This is a genomic window from Alcanivorax hongdengensis A-11-3 (genome assembly GCF_000300995.1).
GTDB classification, from domain to species: domain Bacteria; phylum Pseudomonadota; class Gammaproteobacteria; order Pseudomonadales; family Alcanivoracaceae; genus Alcanivorax; species Alcanivorax hongdengensis.
Genome location: NZ_AMRJ01000007.1, coordinates 49319 through 68797, shown reverse-complemented (window position 1 = coordinate 68797; position 19479 = coordinate 49319). Strand labels below are relative to the sequence as shown.

The 19479-nt window shown below is 60.9% G+C and carries 17 protein-coding genes; 1 reads left to right on the top strand and 16 read right to left on the bottom strand.

What is annotated here, in order from left to right; translation table 11 throughout:
• The first annotated feature begins 1 nt into the window (after position 1).
• Positions 2–568: a hypothetical protein gene (locus A11A3_RS06580; RefSeq protein WP_008928496.1), complete on the top strand. Its 567-nt coding sequence runs from the start codon at positions 2–4 to the stop codon at positions 566–568.
• Between the two features lie 94 nt (positions 569–662).
• Here A11A3_RS06580 and A11A3_RS06575 read toward each other — a convergent pair whose 3' ends face one another.
• The 16 genes from A11A3_RS06575 to A11A3_RS06500 all read right to left on the bottom strand — a co-directional run bounded on the left by A11A3_RS06575 (position 663) and on the right by A11A3_RS06500 (position 19475).
• Positions 663–1400, bottom strand: a complete 738-nt coding sequence (locus tag A11A3_RS06575) for an iron-containing redox enzyme family protein (RefSeq protein ID WP_008928495.1) — start codon at positions 1398–1400, stop codon at positions 663–665.
• 67 nt (positions 1401–1467) lie between these two features.
• Positions 1468–3507 carry a transglutaminase TgpA family protein gene (locus A11A3_RS06570; RefSeq protein WP_008928494.1) on the bottom strand — a complete coding sequence of 680 codons (2040 nt, stop codon included), beginning with the start codon at positions 3505–3507 and terminating at the stop codon, positions 1468–1470.
• Positions 3507–4463: a DUF58 domain-containing protein gene (locus A11A3_RS06565; RefSeq protein ID WP_008928493.1), complete on the bottom strand. Its 957-nt coding sequence runs from the start codon at positions 4461–4463 to the stop codon at positions 3507–3509. Before A11A3_RS06565 ends, A11A3_RS06570 begins: the two co-directional genes overlap by 1 nt.
• A 5-nt stretch (positions 4464–4468) precedes the next feature.
• The gene (locus A11A3_RS06560; RefSeq protein WP_008928492.1) at positions 4469–5383 is read right to left on the bottom strand and encodes an AAA family ATPase; all 915 of its coding nucleotides are present in this window, start codon (positions 5381–5383) and stop codon (positions 4469–4471) included.
• Positions 5384–5414: 31 nt separating this feature from the next.
• The gene (locus tag A11A3_RS06555; protein ID WP_008928491.1) at positions 5415–6626 is read right to left on the bottom strand and encodes an O-succinylhomoserine sulfhydrylase; all 1212 of its coding nucleotides are present in this window, start codon (positions 6624–6626) and stop codon (positions 5415–5417) included.
• A 23-nt stretch (positions 6627–6649) separates the two neighbouring features.
• The gene (gene purF, locus A11A3_RS06550; protein WP_008928490.1) at positions 6650–8173 is read right to left on the bottom strand and encodes an amidophosphoribosyltransferase; all 1524 of its coding nucleotides are present in this window, start codon (positions 8171–8173) and stop codon (positions 6650–6652) included.
• 12 nt (positions 8174–8185) lie between these two features.
• Positions 8186–8680 (bottom strand): CvpA family protein, encoded by a 495-nt coding sequence (locus tag A11A3_RS06545; RefSeq protein ID WP_008928489.1) that lies wholly within the window; start codon positions 8678–8680, stop codon positions 8186–8188.
• Between the two features lie 135 nt (positions 8681–8815).
• The gene (locus tag A11A3_RS06540) at positions 8816–9394 is read right to left on the bottom strand and encodes an SPOR domain-containing protein (protein WP_040296826.1); all 579 of its coding nucleotides are present in this window, start codon (positions 9392–9394) and stop codon (positions 8816–8818) included.
• 32 nt (positions 9395–9426) lie between these two features.
• Positions 9427–10656: a bifunctional folylpolyglutamate synthase/dihydrofolate synthase gene (locus tag A11A3_RS06535; protein ID WP_008928487.1), complete on the bottom strand. Its 1230-nt coding sequence runs from the start codon at positions 10654–10656 to the stop codon at positions 9427–9429.
• Positions 10649–11527, bottom strand: a complete 879-nt coding sequence (gene accD / locus A11A3_RS06530; protein ID WP_008928486.1) for an acetyl-CoA carboxylase, carboxyltransferase subunit beta — start codon at positions 11525–11527, stop codon at positions 10649–10651. Before accD ends, A11A3_RS06535 begins: the two co-directional genes overlap by 8 nt.
• Before the next feature lie 11 nt (positions 11528–11538).
• Positions 11539–12345 carry a tryptophan synthase subunit alpha gene (gene trpA / locus A11A3_RS06525; protein ID WP_008928485.1) on the bottom strand — a complete coding sequence of 269 codons (807 nt, stop codon included), beginning with the start codon at positions 12343–12345 and terminating at the stop codon, positions 11539–11541.
• Between the two features lie 9 nt (positions 12346–12354).
• Positions 12355–13566, bottom strand: coding sequence for a tryptophan synthase subunit beta (trpB, locus tag A11A3_RS06520; RefSeq protein ID WP_008928484.1), 1212 nt, complete (start codon positions 13564–13566; stop codon positions 12355–12357).
• A gap of 13 nt (positions 13567–13579) precedes the next feature.
• Positions 13580–14215 (bottom strand): phosphoribosylanthranilate isomerase, encoded by a 636-nt coding sequence (locus A11A3_RS06515; protein ID WP_008928483.1) that lies wholly within the window; start codon positions 14213–14215, stop codon positions 13580–13582.
• A gap of 42 nt (positions 14216–14257) precedes the next feature.
• Positions 14258–15061 carry a tRNA pseudouridine(38-40) synthase TruA gene (gene truA / locus A11A3_RS06510; protein WP_083851704.1) on the bottom strand — a complete coding sequence of 268 codons (804 nt, stop codon included), beginning with the start codon at positions 15059–15061 and terminating at the stop codon, positions 14258–14260.
• Positions 15062–15137: 76 nt separating this feature from the next.
• Positions 15138–18296, bottom strand: coding sequence for a FimV/HubP family polar landmark protein (locus A11A3_RS06505; protein ID WP_193353572.1), 3159 nt, complete (start codon positions 18294–18296; stop codon positions 15138–15140).
• A 165-nt stretch (positions 18297–18461) separates the two neighbouring features.
• Entirely contained in the window at positions 18462–19475 is a 1014-nt protein-coding gene (locus A11A3_RS06500; protein ID WP_040296825.1) for an aspartate-semialdehyde dehydrogenase, read from the bottom strand.
• Positions 19476–19479: the final 4 nt, after the last annotated feature.

The window sequence follows — 19479 nt, the reverse complement described above, 5'->3', positions numbered from 1 at the left end:
TATGCTTAAAGATTTGGGGATTCCGGAACATCTGATCTGGCAGCTCAACGAGTTCGATAACCACAAGCGGGCCATTGAGTTTATCAAGCAATTTCAGGACACATTGTGCGTGTACAGTGCACCGGTGGAGCAGCTGTATACCAATTACGATATCAGCCTGCCGGAAGACAACGACCGATCACTGATCATTCTCCCCAATCCCTACGCCTACCACGACACCTTCAATGGCATCGGTGACCACAGTGTGCACGCTTCGGGGATGTATATCGTACCGGGGGATCTGTTCGGTAACGAGGGCCTGTTTCTGACCCTGCGCCTGCTCAAATACGGCAAGCGGGTGATCAAGCCGGTGCCACTGAAGGTGGGATTATGGGCGCTGATGAAAAAGGAGACCAATGAGGTCCCCTTCCTGCCGGTGATTACCAAGGGCGACCTGCGAGCTTTTCGCAAGGATTTTCCCTGCCTGCACCTGCACCGCATTCAACCTTCCAAACTGACCGATCGTTCCAGCATGGAGATCAAGGCGATCCAGAAAGTGATCCGCGAAAAGCTGCAAGTTTATCTCTAGGGGACCTCTGTTTACCTTGGCCGAGGGGCTGAACCAGCCTGAAAGCCTGAGCGTTTATACCCTCTGGGTATGCAAGGCGTTTTTCAGAGGTCCCTTAGCCCGGATAATTCTGGTAGCAGTGATCCAGTGCCACGATGTAGTACTCCAGACCGCGCTTGGCGGCCTTGAAGGCCTTGTCGCGACGCTCGTCGTCCACCGCCAGTCGCTTGACCAGTTCCATGGCTTCATGGGGGTGCTCGTCATCGTAGGAAGCATGGGCTCGCAGCCAGGCCATGGAGTGACGGTTGATGGTGGCGATACCCCGCTCCTGATAGCTTTCCATGCCCTTCACCACGCTCTGGCTCCACTCCCCCGTGGCCCATTCGATAGCCAGGTTAGTGGCGGCGATGCCCTCCTCCAGGCTGGCCTGATGGCCCATGGACCACAGGTAGTTGTTCACCGCATCCATGGCCGCCGGCGGGCTCACATGGTTGAGCTCTTCCAGGCTGATATCAAAGCCCATGGCCCAATCCTGGTACCAGTAGGCGTGGCGTTGCTCGATCTTGATGTTCTCGATTAGCCAGTTCTTGGCTTCCTCGTGGCCGGGCTGGCGGCCGGGGCGGGTCTTGGCCAGGTTCAGGGCCATGTACTTGGGGAAGTTTTCCACCAGCGGGTAGAAATTCAGCAGTGCACAGCGAAACCGTGGCTGGCTGAGTGACCCCTCGGCCATTTCCACAAAGACGGGGTGTTCCACTACCTGATTCTTCAATGGCACCAGATCATCCCAGAACTGCTGTGCCCATGGTGAGTGCTCGGTCAGTTCCAGCGCTTTTTTGTATTGTGCTGCGCGCATCACGTCATCTCCTTGACTCTCAAGTCGTCATTGGTGGCCAGTGTTCCCCCCGGCCAGACTTCGTACATTAGTACAACAATTTGTATAAGCGATTTCGCAGCCGACGTAAATGATACAGTTGCTTTTTTTTATCTCCGGGGAGCGCGGAATACATCAATCGCTCGTAACGCTGGCGCCAGTGAAGGGCTTGTGTTGCCGCTTTGGGCCACCGGTCACTGATAGCCTCGGCCAGTTGACGGGGCGTGGTACCGGGCGCCAGCGTCAGCCCACGCCGCTCGACCAGGCGGAATAAGCGATTGAATTCCTTCTCTTCCTGACTCAAGGGGTGACGCTCGCGGCGCCACAGCATCCAGCCAAGAATCAGCAATAACGGCAGGCCCAGACAGACCAGCAGGGCCAGTGCGATCTTCATGGGGGTGACGGAGACAAAAATCCGTGACAGAAACGCCAACTGACGGCCGGTGTCATAATCCAGCACCCAGGTCTGCCAGCGAAAATCCACGTAATCCATCCAGATCTTTATCTGCCCAAACCAGCTGGCACCGCTGAAACCGGAGAAATCCAGGCCCAAATTGCTAGCCGTATTCCCCTGGGCATCCAGGGCAGCCTGCAAACCGCTTTCGATTCGTTGGGGCGCCACCGCGGCGGTCGGGTCTACCCTGACCCAGCCGCGACCGTCCAGCCAGACTTCGGACCAGGCATGGGCATCGTACTGACGCACGACCAGATGACCATCCACCGGATTGAGCTGTCCCCCCTGATAACCAGCTACCACCCGGGCCGGAATACCCGCGGCCCGCATCAGAAAGGTAAAACTGGAGGCGAAGTGTTCACAGAAGCCCCGACGACTGCGAAACAGAAAATCGTCAATGCTGTCCTGCTCCAGTCGAGGCGGGTTGAGTGTGTAATAAAAGGGTTCGTTGTGAAAGTAATGCAACGCTGTCTGCACCACCACACTGTCGCTATCGGCATCACGACGCCATTGCATGGCCAGCGAACGGGCCCGTGGTCCCACCGACGCAGGCAGCGTCAACATCAGCTGTCTTTCCTGCGGCGTCAGGGTCATGGCCCCGGTGGCCGAGGGCACACTGGTAACCTGATAGCCCAGCCGTTGATCCACTTGCGAGTCGGCTACCAGGCGAAAATCCCTGGCCATGCGAAGATCCGGGTCGGTCACGAAGGGCACCGCCATGGCATACAACCAGCGGCGATGACTGGGTTCCATCACTACCCGGTACTGATAATGCAACGCGTCCTGCAGTGCCGCTTTCTTGAGCACCGAGAACCAGTGCGGGGGCGTCTGGTTGGCACCGACCAGATAGTCCTGTGCGGACATTCCTGCTGGCAGACCCTGCCGCCAGGTTCTGCCATCAAAAGTGCTCAGGGTCAGCCCTCGCCAGTAGCGCTGCGCCATGGGAGGTACGTCCCCTTCAAAGGCCACCCGAAATGCCACCTCCGAGGATCGGGACAGGCTGCTGACCTCTCCCGGTGACAGGGTATCGCTCATCCCGGTTTTCACCTGGCCACTACCGATCTGCATGTTCCAGAGCGGCGCCACCCTTGGCACCAGAATAAACAGTACCACCATCAGCGGAACGGCCTGCATCAGCATGACCGCAGCGGTACGCAGGTGCTGGGGGGCCCGGGCGCTGGTATCGCTGTGATTGATCCCCACCAGACAGGCAGTCAGCAAGGTGATGCAGGCCAGCACGTAAAAGAACATCAGGATGCCCTGATAGAACAACAGGCTGGTGGCGCAGACAAAGTACCCCAACACCATCAGCACATAGGCATCACGCAGCTTGACCACTTCCAGATACTTGAGGGCAAACAGACTGACCAGCAACGCCACCCCGGCATCCGGCCCGTAAAGCCGTCCAAAGCTGTAAAAAGTGAGCGCCACCGTAATCAGTAACAGCGCCGTTCGCGCAGTGCGACCCGGCAGCCCAATGCGCTGGCGATCCACCAGCATGCGAATGACCACCACCAGCACCAGCAAACCGGACTGCCACAGTGGGCCACGGAACAGCTGTGGCAAGGAACACAGCAACATGGCCAGGGTCAGCCAGAGCCGGGTATGGGTGGGCAACTGATAAATCCGTGCCATCAGTCGAACTCCGGATAGCAGGCCAGTGCATCCAGCACCCGCCAGCGGTGCACGTCACCACTGTCCGGCGCCAGTGTCAGCCCCGGCAACTCCAGGCCGTAGGGCGCCTGCTCCTTGTCCAGCGCCAGCGTCCAGTAACACAGCACCGACAGCCGCTGCTCCTCGGGCAACCCCTCCACCAGCGACCAGCGCAGCCACAGGCGGCCACCGGCCGGCTCGGCAAAGACCTTGGTATAAAGCCCTCGGCCACGGGCATAGCCCTTCCAGTCCACCTTGCGCAACGAGTCTCCGGGAGTGTATTCACGCAAGCCCTGGAATTCCTCGTTGCCGCCTTGGCCGCTGCTGGCCACGCTGTGCTGGTGCTCGCCGCCATCCGCGGGGCAATGGTCGCTGGCCACCGGTCGCGGCCAGGCCAGGCAATAATGATCCAGGGTGACGTAGGACCAGGCGCACAACAGACCCAGCGGATATCGGCTTTCCACGCGAATACGCGGCGCGGCAATCCGGCCACGATGGGGCAAGGAAAGATTCAGCCACACCGCACACTCCTCGCCCTTGATGACATGCACTTGCTGGGCACTCTGGCCGGGCCAGCTGAGACGAACGCTGTGGTGAGTGCGCTGATCAGCAAAAAGGATCACCTGCAGCGCGCCACTGCCGCCACTAAAGCCGGATTCCGAGGTGCCATTACGCAACCCCAGCCCGGAAAAATTCATGAAGGTATGAAGAATGGCCACCATGAAAAGACTGGCCAGCAGAAACGACAGGGAGAGGATCAGATTGTTTTCGTAATTAATGCCGCCAACAAAGAGCAATGCGGCTACCAGCAGGTAGAGAAAGCCGTAGCCGGTGGGGAAGATAAACACCCGCTTCTGGCTCAACACAATCTGTCTGGCAGGCGGCAGCCTTCGTGCCAGCCAGCGGCGATAAAGACGCTTCAGCGGCCCGGGCATCATCTGGCTCAGGCCCGGCGAACCACCGGAACCGACTGCAGCAATGACTGTGTCATGGCCGCCACACTGCCCCCCTGCCGAGCAGTAAGACGGTGCTCGGCCACCGCCGGCCAGACCGCTTGCACGTCTTCGGGAAGCACATAATCGCGACCGCCAATCAATGCCCAGGCCCGGGCCGCACGGAGCAGCCCCAGCCCGGCACGGGGAGACAGCCCGGCCACAAAACGATCGTCTTCCCGGGTGGCTTCCAGCAAACGCTGCACATAATCCAGCAATTCCCGCGTGGCGCGGATCGTCTCCACCATGCGACCGAGTTTAACCAGCCCCTCGCCATTGATGACGGCCTTGAGCTCGCGAACCTGTTCACGCAGATCACCGCCGGCCAGCAGGTCCAGCTCTACCTCCGGAGACGGATAACCCAGGGAAATACGCATCAGGAAACGGTCGAGCTGGGATTCCGGCAGTACGAAGGTACCGGCCTGATCCACCGGATTCTGGGTAGCCACCACGAAAAAGGGTTCAGGCAAGGGACGAGTACTGCCATCCAGGGTCACCTGCCGTTCTTCCATGGCTTCCAACAGGGCGCTTTGGGTTTTCGGGGTCGCCCGGTTGATTTCATCGGCCAGCAACAGCTGGGTAAACACCGGTCCTTCCCGCAGGCTGAATTGGCGAGTTTCCGGATCAAACACGGAGACGCCAAGAATATCCGCCGGCAGCATGTCACTGGTGAATTGCACACGCCGATAATCCAGCTGGAAAACCCGGGCCAGCGCATGGGCCAGGGTGGTCTTGCCCATGCCGGGCAAGTCTTCAATCAGCAAATGGCCCCGGGCCAGCATGCAGGCCAGTGCCAGTTTGAGTTGTTCTTCCTTGCCCAGTACCACACGGCCAACCTGGGCGAGAGCCTTGTCCAGCGCCTGCATGCATTCCCCCGATGTGATGCCAGCCGCCGGATCAGGCGCTGGCGATGGCCTTGAGTCCCCGACTCATGTCCGCTTTCAGATCGTCCAGGGACTCCAGCCCCACGGCGATGCGGATGAGGTTCTCGGTGACACCGGCCTTGCGTTTCTCTTCTTCTTTTACCCGGCCGTGGGTCGTGGTGGCCGGGTGCGTAATGGTACTTTTCACATCGCCCAGATTGGCGGTGATGGACACCAGTTTCGTGGCGTCGATGAAGCGCCAGGCCGCCTGACGATCCCGGTTGCCCGCCGCATCTTCCACCTCGATGGACAACACGGCGCCAAAGGCCCGCTGCTGACGGGCAGCCAGTGCGTGCTGCGGGTGGCTCTTCAGGCCGGCAAAATGCACCCGGGCAATACCCGGCTGCTGCTCCAGCCACTCGGCCAGTGCCAACGCCCGCTCGCTCTGGGCGAACATGCGCAAACTCAGCGTTTCCAGCCCCTTCAGGAACACCCAGGCGTTGAACGGGCTCATGCAGGGCCCGGCCGAGCGAACAAAGCCGTTGACGTCTTCCAGCAGCTTCTCCGGCCCCACTACTGCCCCGCCCAGACAACGGCCCTGCCCGTCCAGGTACTTGGTGGCACTGTGGATGATCAGATCCGCGCCCAGTTCCAGCGGCTTTTGCAGTGCCGGGGTACAGAAGCAGTTGTCCACCACCAGCAGCGCCCCATTGTCATGGGCCAGTTTGGCCAGCGCTTCGATATCGCCCACTTCGCTGAGTGGATTGGAGGGCGTTTCCAGAAACAGGATACGGGTTTGCGGGCGAATCGCTTCCTGCCACTGCGACAGGTCGCTGAGATCCACCATGGTGGTCTCGATACCAAACTTCTTCAGGTAACGGTCAAACACCACATTGGTAGTGCCGAATACCGCGCGGGAACTGACAATGTGGTCGCCCGGTGCCAGCAGAGAGAAGAAGGTGCCGCTGATCGCCGCCATGCCGGAAGCAAAAGCAACGCAACGCTCGCCACCTTCCAGGGCCGCCAGCCGTTGCTCGAAGGCCCGCACGGTGGGATTGGTAAAGCGCGAATAGATGTTGCCCGGCTCATCACCGCCAAAGCGGGCAGCGGCCTGGGCGGCGCTTTCATAGACAAAGCTGGAGGTCAGAAAGATCGGATCCGAGTGGGCCATTTCGTCGGTGCGCAGCTGCGCAGTGCGAATGGCCAGGGTTTCCACATCCAGTTGACTCGGATCCAGATCAGACATTGAACAGCCTCGATGGGTCAGTTTCAGTTGGTGTTGTGCAGGTCGATAATCTCGTTGTCAGCCAGTGCCCGGGTCTTGTCGCTCTGCCCCTTGGCCGCGTCATTACGGCGGGCCTCCAGCTCGGCCAGATAGGCATCATCAATATTGCCTGCCAGGTACTCCCCATTGAACACCGAGCAGTCAAAGGTTTCCACATCCGGGTTACCTTCCTTGCAGGTATCCACCAGATCCTTCAGGTCCTGGTAGATCAGCCGGTCGGCACCGATCAGCTCGCAGATTTCATCGGTACTGCGACCATGGGCAATCAGTTCCCGGGCGGCCGGCATATCGATGCCATAGACATTGGGGTACTGCACCGCCGGCGCAGCAGACGCGAAGTACACCTTGTTGGCCCCGGCTTCCCGGGCCATCTGGATGATCTCGTTACAGGTGGTGCCGCGCACAATGGAATCATCCACCAGCAGCACATTCTTGCCACTGAATTCCAGCTCGATGGCGTTAAGCTTCTGGCGCACGGATTTTTTGCGCTGCTGCTGGCCGGGCATGATGAAGGTACGGCCGATATAACGGTTCTTGATGAAACCTTCGCGGTATTTCACGCCCAGGTGGTTGGCCATCTGCAGCGCCGAGGTACGGCTGGTGTCCGGAATCGGAATCACCACATCAATGTCATGGTCCGGCCACTCGCGCTTGACCTTCTCGGCCAGCTTCTCGCCCATGCGCAGGCGAGCCTTGTACACGGAAATACCATCGATGATGGAATCCGGGCGCGCCAGGTATACCTGCTCGAAAATACACGGATGCAGGGACGGCTGTTTGGCACACTGGCGAGTATGCAGCTCGCCATCGGCGGTCACGTAGATGGCTTCACCCGGCGCCAGGTCGCGTACCACATGAAAACCCAGCGATGACAGTGCCACGGACTCGGAGGCCACCATGTACTCGGGACCTTCCGGGGTATCCTTGCGGCCAAAACAGACCGGCCGAATACCATGGGGGTCACGGAAAGCCAGGATGCCATAACCGGTGATCATGGCGACCACCGCATAGGCGCCTTCCACCCGGTCATGCACGGCACTGACCGCATCAAAAATATCGTCAGGCTCGGGCTGCAGCTTGCCACGGCTTTGCAACTCGTGGGCAAACACGTTGAGCAGCACCTCGGAATCGGAGGTGGTATTGATGTGGCGCAGATCCGCCCGGAAAATATGCTCAGCCAGCTCTTCGGCATTGGTCAGATTGCCGTTATGAGCCAACGTAATGCCGTAGGGCGAGTTCACATAGAACGGCTGCGCCTCGGCGGAGCTGGAACTGCCCGCGGTGGGGTAACGCACATGGCCGATGCCCATGTTGCCCACCAGACGACGCATGTGACGGGTGCGGAACACATCGCGCACCATGCCGTTGTCCTTGCGCAGGTAAAGGCGATCTCCATCGCAGGTTACGATCCCGGCGGCATCCTGCCCACGGTGCTGAAGAACCGTCAAGGCGTCATAAATCGCCTGGTTCACATGACTATGGCCGACAATGCCCACGATGCCGCACATGCTTTCTTTCCTCTAGCTGGCGCTAACGTTCATTACCAAGGCGAGCAGACTCTCGCCGACTTCTCGGCTCCACGCTTCCAACATGACGAAGTGCGGAACCAGAACTGACTGCTGCCACCAGGGATCGGAAGCAAACAGGTTGCGGCCCACGGCCACCAGAACCACCATCAACAGGATGCCCCGCAGGGCACCGAACACCATGCCCAGCAGCCGGTCAGTGCTGCTCAGGCCTGTTACCCGGATCAGTTCACCGAGCAGATGATTAATGAGGGCGCCGACGATCAGGGTCAAGGCAAACAAAGCACCAAAGGCCACCGCCATACGCAGGCTGGGGGTCGCAATCTGATCGGTCAGTAACAATTCCAGCGCCGGGCTGAACAGGCGCGCGATAATAAAGGCCGCCACCCAGGTGAGCAATGAAAAGGCTTCGCGAGTGAAGCCCCGGCGGAGACTGAGCAGTGCAGACACTGCAATCACAAACAGAATAATGCCGTCTGCAAGGTTCATCTAAAGCACGCTCTTGCCGTCGGGTTGGGCGTGGAGGCGTGCCGCCAGCGGGCCCGACCTAGCAGAGGGGCGGGCATTGGCAGCAGCCTTGAAACAGTGAGGGCGCAGTTTAACAGAGGCTGTCGCCGTTGCCCATCAGGGCACATAGGTTCGCACCAGCCCCTGCAGCGCAAAACGGCTGTCATCGGCCAGGGTCTGGCGCGTCTTCTGTGCATCCGCCTTGCGGATATCCGGGCCCACGAACACCCGGTACAGGGTCTGCCCGCCGTCAGCTTCCTTTTGCAGGTAGGCGCGGTATTCTGCCTCCTTGAGGCGCGCAACCAGCGCCCGGGCATTGTCCTCATCGACAAAACTGGCCACCTGAACGGTAAAGCCGGCCAGCACCGGAGAGGGGTCACCGGGCTTGTCAGGTTCACTGCGGCCACCGGATGCTCCCTTGTCAGCTTCCGGCGACGTCGGCGCTGCCAGCGCCTTGTCAGCCTGTTCACTGATTTGCCGGTGATCCTCTTCAATGGTCTGCGTGGCGCTCTGCTGATCGTCCTTGCTGATAACCGGCTCGGGCTTGATGTCGACCATGGCTGGCGCCTTGGGGATATGCATGTCCAGGGCATTACGTACCTGCTCCGGGGAACGGAACAGCAAAGGCACCAGGAAGGCCGCCAGAACCAGCAGAAAGAGCGTCCCCACAAGACGCCGTCGGGTGTGTTGTTGCACCTGCTTTCTCTCCCTTGTCACTGTACCGCCCTTCACTGACGGGCCAGCACCTCGCGTGCTTCCGCAACGGTATAGAAGGAACCAAACACCAGCAACGGCTGGTCATCGCCCTCTTGCAAAGCCGCCTCCATGGCGGCCGCGACACTGTCGAAACAACGGACCTGCGCGCCCTGCGGCGCACAGCTAGCCAGCTGTTGTGGTGTCGCGGCCCGGCCTATCGCCGGCGCCGCCAGGTACCAGCGCACGTCCTGACCGGCAAACAGGGCCATGACCTCTGCCACCGGCTTGTCCGCCATCATACCGAACACCAGATGGCGGGTCCCGGTCACCCCACCCAGCCGTTCCAGAAAGCGTGACACGGCTTCCACATTATGACCCACATCCAGCCAGCAATGCCGGTTACCAATCTGACGATGTTCACAGCGCCCGGGCAGAGTCAGCGATGCCGCCACCGTCAGATCCCCCTGCTTGCAGGGCAGCCCGGCCAGCGCCAGCGCCTGTAACGCCGTGGCCAGATTGTCCTCCCCCAGCGGTACCGGCGAGGGCAACGTCAACCGGGTGCCATCCGTGAGCGTCAGGCCGCTCTCCTGGACAAGGAATTCCCGGCCGGCAAACACCGGGATGGCCCGGTAATGCTGTGCCAGCGACGGCAGGTTGGCCGGCCAGGCTTGTTCACCATAGACCAACGGCCGCTCGGCCCGGGCAATACCACATTTTTCCGCGGCAATGGTCTCACGGTCAGGGCCCAGCCAGTCCTGGTGATCCAGTCCCACGGACGTGACCACCGCCACATCCGGATCGACCACATTGACCGCATCGAGCCGCCCGCCCAGGCCCACCTCCAGAATCACCAGATCCGCGCCGCTGCGGGCGAACAGCCACAGCCCGGCCAGGGTGGTGAATTCAAAATAGGTCAGCGGAATCTGCCCCCGGGCCTGCTCCACTACCTCAAAGGCCTCACACAGCTGCTGGTCGCTGGCAAGTCCTTCGGGCAGGCGGATACGTTCATTGAAGCGGTGCAGGTGGGGAGAGGTATAAACCGCCACGCGCCGCCCCTGGTGGCCGGCCAGCGCCGCCATCAGTGCCACGGTGGAGCCTTTGCCATTGGTTCCGGCCACGGTGATGACCGGCATGGACAGCTGCAATACCTGGAGCCGCTCGGCCACCTGGCGCACGCGGCCAAGGCCCAGCTCGATTTCCGCCGGGTGCATGGCCTCGATGCGCGCCAGCCAGCGCGCCAGGGTTAAGGGGGTGTCAGTCATTCACGGCGAGGGGTTTGCCGGTCATGTTGGCAAGCAGGCGATGCAGGGTGTCTCGCAGCGATTGGCGATGCAGGATCATGTCGACGGCACCATGTTCCAGCAGGAATTCGCTGCGCTGGAAGCCTTCCGGCAATTTCTGGCGCACCGTCTGCTCGATCACACGCGGACCAGCAAAGCCGATCAGGGCATTGGGCTCGGCCACGTTGACGTCACCCAGCATGGCCAGGGAGGCAGAGACGCCACCGTAGACCGGATCGGTCAGTACCGAAATAAACGGCAGGCCCGCCTGGCGCATCTTTTCCAGCGCGGCGCTGGTCTTGGCCATCTGCATCAGCGAGAACAGCGCTTCCTGCATGCGCGCGCCACCGCTCGCCGCAAAGCATACCAGTGGCAACTGCTGTTCCAGGCACACATCCACGGCACGCACGAAACGCTCACCCACCACCGAGCCCATGGAGCCGCCCATGAAATTGAATTCAAAGGCACTGGCCACCAGGGGCTCGCCATGCAGCTTGCCCTTGATCACCACCAGGGCATCCTTCTCGTCAGTGTCTTTCTGGGCGGCGTTCAGGCGATCCTTGTACTTCTTGGAATCCTTGAATTTGAGACGGTCCACCGGCGCCAGCTCGGCACCGATTTCGGTCTGCGGACCCTCGTCGAGGAACAGCTTCAGGCGGCGGCGCGCATTGACGCGGAAGTGATGATCACACTTCGGGCAAACGTCCAGGTTGCGCTCCAGCTCCGGCCGGTACAGCACCCCGTCGCAGCGCGGGCACTTTCGCCACAGACCTTCAGGAATGTTGTTACGGCGGCTTTCCTGGGGACGGCGCACCGCCGGGAGAATTTTTTCCAGCCAGTTGCTGTTGCTCATTGGCACCTATCTCAATGCTGATCCATGGCGTTGCGCATGGCGGCGAGAACCTCGCTCACCGCCCCATTGATGGCATCCGGGGTTGCCTGATTGGCAGCGACCTGGTTGACCAGGGCACTGCCCACCACGACACCGTCGGCCACTCGGCTGATTGCCTGCGCAGAGTCTGCGTCCTTGATACCAAAGCCGACCCCGATGGGCAATTTGGCCAGGTTGCGAATTGTTTCAACCCGGCCGGCCACCTCCTCCACATTGAGCGTGGCGGCACCGGTCACCCCTTTCAAGGAAACGTAGTAAAGGTAACCGGAGGCAGCCTCGCCAATCAGCTTGATACGCGCGTCGGTGGTGGTCGGCGCCACCAGGAAGATCATGTCCAACTGCTGCTGATCAAACAGCGGCTTGACCTCCACCGCCTCCTCCGGCGGCAGGTCCACCAGCAAAACCCCATCCACACCGGCATCCTGGGCAGCCTTTGCAAAGGCCGGGTAGCCCATCACTTCCACCGGGTTCAGGTAGCCCATCAGGACCACCGGAGTCTGGTTATCCTGCTGACGGAACTCACGAACCATATCGAGCACGTCGTGCAGCGAGGTGCCCGCTGCCAGGGAGCGCTCACAGGCCAGCTGGATCACCGGGCCGTCGGCCATGGGGTCGGAAAACGGTACGCCAAGCTCAATGATATCGGCCCCCGCCTCCACCATGGCATGCATCAACGGCACGGTAACACTTTTCTGGGGGTCACCGGCGGTGACAAACGGAATCAGGGCTTTACGCTGCTGGCCGGCCAGGCGCTCAAAACAGCCTTTGATGCGACTCATCAATACTCCTTAAAACTCAATGCCATCGATGGCGGCGACGGTCAGGATGTCCTTGTCACCACGGCCGGACAGGTTGACCACGATATTCTGGTCCGGGTGCATGGACGCCGCCAGCTTGCGGGTATAGGCCAGCGCATGGGCGGATTCCAGCGCCGGCATGATGCCTTCCACCTGGGTCAGTTCACGGAAAGCGGCCAGGGCTTCCTGGTCGTCGGCGGCCACATAGTTGACCCGCCCGATGTCCTTGAGCCAGGAATGCTCCGGGCCGACCCCCGGATAGTCCAGACCGGCAGACACGGAGTGGGTCTCGATGATCTGACCGTTGTCGTCTTCCATCAGGTAGGTGCGGTTGCCATGCAGCACCCCCGGACGACCGGCGCTCAGCGGGGCCGCATGGCGCCCGGTATCCAGGCCGTCACCGGCGGCTTCCACGCCATACATGGCCACCGACTCATCATTCAGGAACGGGTGGAACAGGCCAATGGCATTGGAGCCACCGCCCACACAGGCGACCAGCGCATCGGGCAACTGGCCGGCCTGCTTAAGGCTCTGTTCGCGGGCTTCACGGCCGATGATGCACTGGAAATCACGCACAAGCTGCGGATACGGGTGCGGACCGGCCACGGTACCAATGATGTAGAAGGTATCATCCACATTGGTTACCCAGTCGCGCATGGCCTCGTTCATGGCATCCTTGAGCGTCTTGGAGCCGGAGGTCACCGGGATGACCTCGGCCCCCAGCAGCTTCATGCGATAGACATTGAGCCGCTGGCGTTTGACGTCCTCTTCGCCCATGTAGACCTGGCATTTGAGGCCCAGTCGGGCGGCCACGGTGGCCGAGGCCACGCCATGCTGGCCGGCTCCGGTTTCGGCGATGACCCGCGGTTTGCCCATGTGCTTGGCCAGCAACGCCTGACCAATGGTGTTATTCACCTTGTGGGCACCGGTATGGTTGAGATCTTCACGCTTGAGCCAGATCTTCGCGCCACCTATCTGCCGGGACCATCGCTCAGCCAGATAGAGCGGAGACGGTCGACCCACATAATGCGCCAGGTCATAGTCGAAATCCGCCCGAAACTGGGGGTCGTCCTTGAGACGCTGATACATGGCGCTCAGTTCATCGAGCGCCGCCATCAGGGTTTCAGAGACAAAGCGGCCTCCGAATTGGCCGAAATGTCCCTTGGCATCAGGAAAAGCAGAAAAATCAGGGCGTTCAGACACCAGCTACTCCTCGTTATTTGACACGGTTGATGAAGGCGCGAATGGCAGCGGCATCCTTGATACCGCCCTGGCGACGGCCTTGAACCGACATGCGTTCAACACCACCGCTGACATCCACCGCCCAGGGCCGAACCTGTGTCACCGCTTCGGCCACATTGCCCGGTTCCAGCCCGCCGGCCAGCACCACAGGCAGGGGCAGATCCTGCGGGACCCGCTCCCAATTGAAGGTTTCCCCGGTGCCACCGGGCACGCCCGGTTTGTAACTATCGACCAGCAGACCATCGGCATGGCGGTACTGATCCGCGATGGCATAAAGATCCACGTCATCGCGCATGCGAACCGCCTTGATCCAGCGGCGCTGGAATTGTTCGCAGTATGCCGGGGCCTCGTTGCCATGAAATTGCAGCAGATCCAGCGGTACCGCTGCGAGGGTCTCCCGCACCTGCTCGGCACTGGCATCCACAAAGAGGCCAACAGTGGTCACGAAAGGCGGCAAGGCCGCCACGATACGCGCTGCCTGGCGTACGGAAATCGCACGGGGGCTGGGTGCATAAAACACCAATCCAATGGCGTCGGCACCGGCCTGGGCTGCCGCCAGGGCATCGTCGATACGGGTGATCCCGCAAATCTTGACCCGGGGAGTGGTCATTGAGTCTCCAGTGTAGCAAAGCGACGTCGATTATGCGTCAAATTATGCCTCAAGGCGGTGCGGTAGCCACAGGGGCCCCAGCGGTTCATCGGGCAATTCAAACTGCGGCGGGTACTCAATATTCACCAGGTAAAGACCAAAGGGCGGCGCGGTGACCCCGCCCTGCCTGCGGTCCCTGGCGTCCAGCACCTGGCCGGCCCATTGCGGCGGCTTCTTGCCGGCACCGATGGCCATCAGGACGCCGGCAATGTTGCGCACCATGTGCATCAGAAAGGCATTGGCATGGGCTTCCAGCACCAGGATCTGTCCATGCTGATACAGGCGCAGGCTGTGCAGCGTCTTGATCGGCGACTTGGCCTGACAATGCACGCTGCGATAGGAGGTAAAGTCATGCTCCCCCTCCAGCATGAAGGCCGCCTCACGCATGGCATCCACATCCAGTGGCCGGTAGTTCCAGGTGACCTGATCCCGAAACAACGCCGGTGGGCGTGGGTGATTGTAGATCACGTAGCGGTAACGCCGGCTGACCGCGCTGAAACGGGCATGGAAGTCCTCCGGCACCGGCGTAGCCCAGCGCACCGACACATCACCGGGCAGGTTGGTGTTGGCCCCCATGATCCAGCTACGCATGGCCCGGGGCGCCGGGGAATCGAAATGCACCACCTGGCCGGTGCCATGAACGCCGGCATCGGTGCGACCGGCGCACACCACATTGACCGGGTGATTGGCCACCCTGGAGAGCGCGGCTTCCAGGGTTTCCTGCACCGTTCTCACGCCCGGCTGCTGGGTCTGCCAGCCACGGAAGGCGCTGCCATCATACTCAATACCCAGTGCAATTCGTGCCATCGTCAACACCACAAAAAAGGGGGCGATACCATAAGGCATCGCCCCCCGTTTTCCCAGCCTTGGGCCGGTAGACGAATCAGTCTACCTGGGCCAGCAACTCACGGGCTTCGTTCTGCTGCTGGTCGTTACCCTCGGCCATCACTTCATTGAGGATATCCTTGGCGCCTTCGGAATCCCCCATATCGATGTAGGCACGGGCCAGATCGAGCTTGGTGGCGTTCTCGTCGGTTTCGCCGAGGAAATCGAAGTCATCCTCGTCGCCCAGAACATCGCTTTCTTTCATGGCCTCTTCCACCGGCTCCTCATCGACGACCGGTGTCTCGGCCGGGGCCGGCGCGGCCTCGCTGCTATCCACTACCGGCACATCCAGCTCCACATCCAGATCATCCAGAGACAGATCATCGGCGGGGCTTTCAGCCGTTACCTCATCCTCAGCCGGGGACGGCTCGGCCAGCGGCGCCTGTTCGGGCTCGCTGACGTCAGCAGCCGGCGCCTCGTCATCCTCAAGACTCAGGTCAGCGGACGGCTCGTCCATGTCCAGCTCCAGATCCAGGTCAGCCAGGTCATCCTGCTGGCCCGCCTGGGGCGCTTCATCCAGTTCCAGGTCCAGATCGTCCAGATCCCCCAGCTCGGACTCGGCCGCCGTGGGCGTTTGCGCCGCAGGCTCGGGTTTGTCGTCGTCCAGATCCAGATCATCCAGGGACAGGTCAAAGTCCGTGTTTTCCTCGGTTTCACTGCCGGCGGAGTCGAACTCATCGCTCATATCGTCCAGGTTCAGCTCACCGAACTCGGTGTCGCCTTCACCCAGGGTTGCACTGCCCACGTCATCCAGATCCAGCAGGGAATCGGCAGACAGGGACTTGCTGTCTTCCTCGGAAAGCGGCTGACTGGCCGGAGCTTCAGTATTGTCGGCACTGTCCAGTTCCGCGGAGAAATCAGCGAAATCATCGGCGGACTCACTCTCGCTTTCCGGCTCCAGCAACAGGGTGTCATCTTCACCGGTGCCGGCGGTATCGTCGTCCAGCTCGAAATCGAAATCCGCCAGATCGTCATCGTCCTTTTCCGGTTCAAGCTGCGGCGCATCCGCCGCCGGTTCGGCTTGTACCGTGGGGGCCTCACCGTCCAGACCGGAGGACAGATCCATTTCCAGATCATCCAGCGACAGATCATCATCCTGAGCCGGTGCGGCACTGGCCGGAGCCCCACCAAGGCGGCTGATGGCCGCATCAATCTCGCTATCAGTGCCGGCATAGATCGCCGCCTGCTGCTGGAAGCCGTCCTCGTCACCCATTTCACGGAGCAATTCCAGCAAGCGCACTTTCAGATCCGTGCGCTGCGGCGTCTTGTTGATTTCGTTACGCAGGAAATCCACCGCCTGCGGGTAGCGACCATAGGCCACATACACTTCCACATTTTCCAGCGGATCCTGGGTAGCGCCTTCCGGTGCCACATCCTCCTGGTCATCCTCGGCGGCACCGGACGGCGGAATCTCGCCGGTCAGGTTGGCACCAAAGGCATCATCGGAAGGATAATCGTCACCGAAACCCTCGGACTCTTCCGGCGGCAGCACCACCTCGTCAGCCTCATCACCATCCTGCTGTTTACGGCGCAGCAACAGCACCACCAACAACAGAATCACGATCAGGGCCGCACCGATGTAAAGCAGGTTGGCCATGATCAGGTCGACGATACCGGCGCTTTTCTGCTCAACCGGTTTGGCCGGTGCGGCTGGCTTGGGTTTGGCCGGCGGGGCCACCGGTTTCACGGCTTGCTTGTCTTCGCTCTTGGCCGGACTGGCGGCCGGCTCTGCGGCCTGATCATCCTCTTCACCGGCAGCCTTCATGTCTTGTTGCGCGGTGGCGTCGCCATTGTTCGCAGTGGCGGCGGCATCGCCCTGACTCGCCTCATCGGCCTTTGCCTGGTCTTGCGCATTGTCATCGTTGGCGGCAGCGCTGTCAGCGGTGTCTTCCACCGGCGCCGGCGCCTGCATCAACGGGTCGTTATCCCCGGTTTCAATACCCTGCTTCTCGCGGATCTGACGCAGCTGTTCCTGCAACTGGGATATCTGGTCATTACGCAGCTTGAGCAGTTTTTCGCTGGTCGCTACCTGGTCTTGCAGGTCGTCGAGACGGGATTTCAGCTCGCCGTTCTCGCGGTCCAGCCGGTCAATGTTTTCATCACGGATGGCCAGCTCGTTTTCCAGCACTGCACTGCTACCACTGCCCTGCCGGGAAGAGCCGGTGGCATCACCATCCTTGACACTGTCGGAGGAATCCGGCGTTACCAGCTTGACCTCGCCGCTCTTGGGCCCGCCATTCGCAGCATCCGCATCGGCAACCTGGCGGCTACCATCCACCTGGGCCTTTCCCGGTGCCTGAATACCACGGGCATCCAGCATGTCACGCCATTTGCGATTTTGTTCAGCCACCTGGCTGATGGCATTGCGGGTGGAAATATTGCGCACTTCCCTTTCATTGGGAATACGCAGCACGGTGCCTTCACGCACCAGATTGACGTTATCGTTGATGAAGGCATCAGGATTCATTTCCTGAATCGCCACCAGCATTTGCTGCACGGAAACACTGTTCGCCGGGCGGGTATTCAGGGCAATGCGCCACATGGTGTCGGAATTGCGAACCGTGTAGGTCTCGTGCGGACCTGACGTATCAGAGGCATAGGCCGGCTTGGCGGCGTCGGTGCTGGCCGGGGTGCTGCTGGGCGCCGGGGCAGCGGCCTGTGCCGGCTGACTGGCCGGCGCCTGGGGGGCCGGAGCCGGCGCACTGCTCACCGGTTTGGGAGCCCGGCTGACGCTGGGAGCGGCGGTCTGGGCCGCATCCGCATAGCTGGGCGGATCCAGCAGCACAGTGTATTCACGCATCAGGCGGCCGGTGGGCCAGAGAAATTCCACCAGAAAATTCAGATAGGGTTCACGCACCGGCTCGCTGGAGGAAATATGCAGGACCGCATTATCCTTGCCGGTTCGCTCCACCTGGAACTTGAGTTTGTTGAGGAAATAGGTGCGATCAACGCCGGCGGCGTCGAATTCGTCCTGCGAAGCCAGATTGACCAGAATCTCACCGGGACTCAGATCGCCAACTTCATGCAGCTCTACATCCATATCCAGGGGCTGGTTGAGATAGGAATGCAAGCTGTACTCGCCTACCCCCAGCGCCGCTGCAACCCCTGGCACCATCATTGCCAGAGCGGTCAATCCAATCCCAAGTTTTCGAAGCATGGTCGAACCCTTTATTTATTATGTTTCCCGCGCTTTGCCCGCCCCAGCGGGCGCACGGAATTATCCCGAAGCGGCAGACGAATGCCAGTAACGATAACTAAGAATTTTGCCCCAGGCTCGGAACAAAACCTAGAAACTGCGTCACATAATGTCAGTAAGTATCCATTACAGATAGTCTTTTAGCAACAATTCGGCAATTCGTACAGCGTTCAGTGCCGCCCCCATACGAACATTATCCGCCACGCTAAAGTAGCTGATTACCCCCCGCGCATCCAGATCATCGCGCACCCGCGACAACACCAGTTGCGGAGCCTGATCCGCCAGGGCCACTGGCGACAACTGCTGCGGGTCATCTGCAGGCACCACGTCAAGCCCGGCAGCCTGCCACAAATCAATGGCTTGCGCTGCGCTCAGTGGCTGCATGCCCTGCACGGTGACACTTTGGCCATGGCCATAGAAAACCGGCACACGAACACAGGTGACCTGTAGGGAAAATGACTGATCTGCCAGGATACGACGGGCTTCCAGTACGACTTTCAGCTCTTCGCTGGTGTAGCCGTTTTCCTGGGGCTGGCCACTGACCGGCAGGACATTGAACGCCGCCTGGGCCTGGGCCGCCTCACTGGGCGCCAGGCCATTGAGCAGACGCACACTCTGCTGGGCCAGTTGATCAACGCCCCGTCGCCCGGTGGCCGACGCGGCCTGCAACTGGGTTACCACCACGTCCTGCAAGGGCCCCATGTCCGCCAGCGGCTTGAGAGCCTGCAACAGCTGCACGGTGGCCGCATCCGCGCAGGCTACCAGGTTGCGCTCACGGGCCTGGGCCAGCATGTCATCATTGACGCCAGCCACCACCAAAGGCACATCCTGCTCATAGCGGTAGGCCGGCGACAGATCCACCACCAGGGTGCCGGCATCGCTGGCACGGGGAGCATAATCCTGGGTCACCTGGGCCCCGGCGGCAAAGAACGCCAGCTCTACCCGGGAGAAGTCAAAATCCTCCAGCTTGCCGACGGTCAACCGTCGACTGCCAAAATGCACAGACTTGCCCGCACTGCTTTCCGAGGCCAAAACAAAAAGCTCGCCGACCGGGACATCCCGATCGGCGAGCAATTTGATGATGGCCTCACCTACCAGGCCGGTGGCTCCCACCACCGCCATATTGATAGCTCGGCTCATTCTT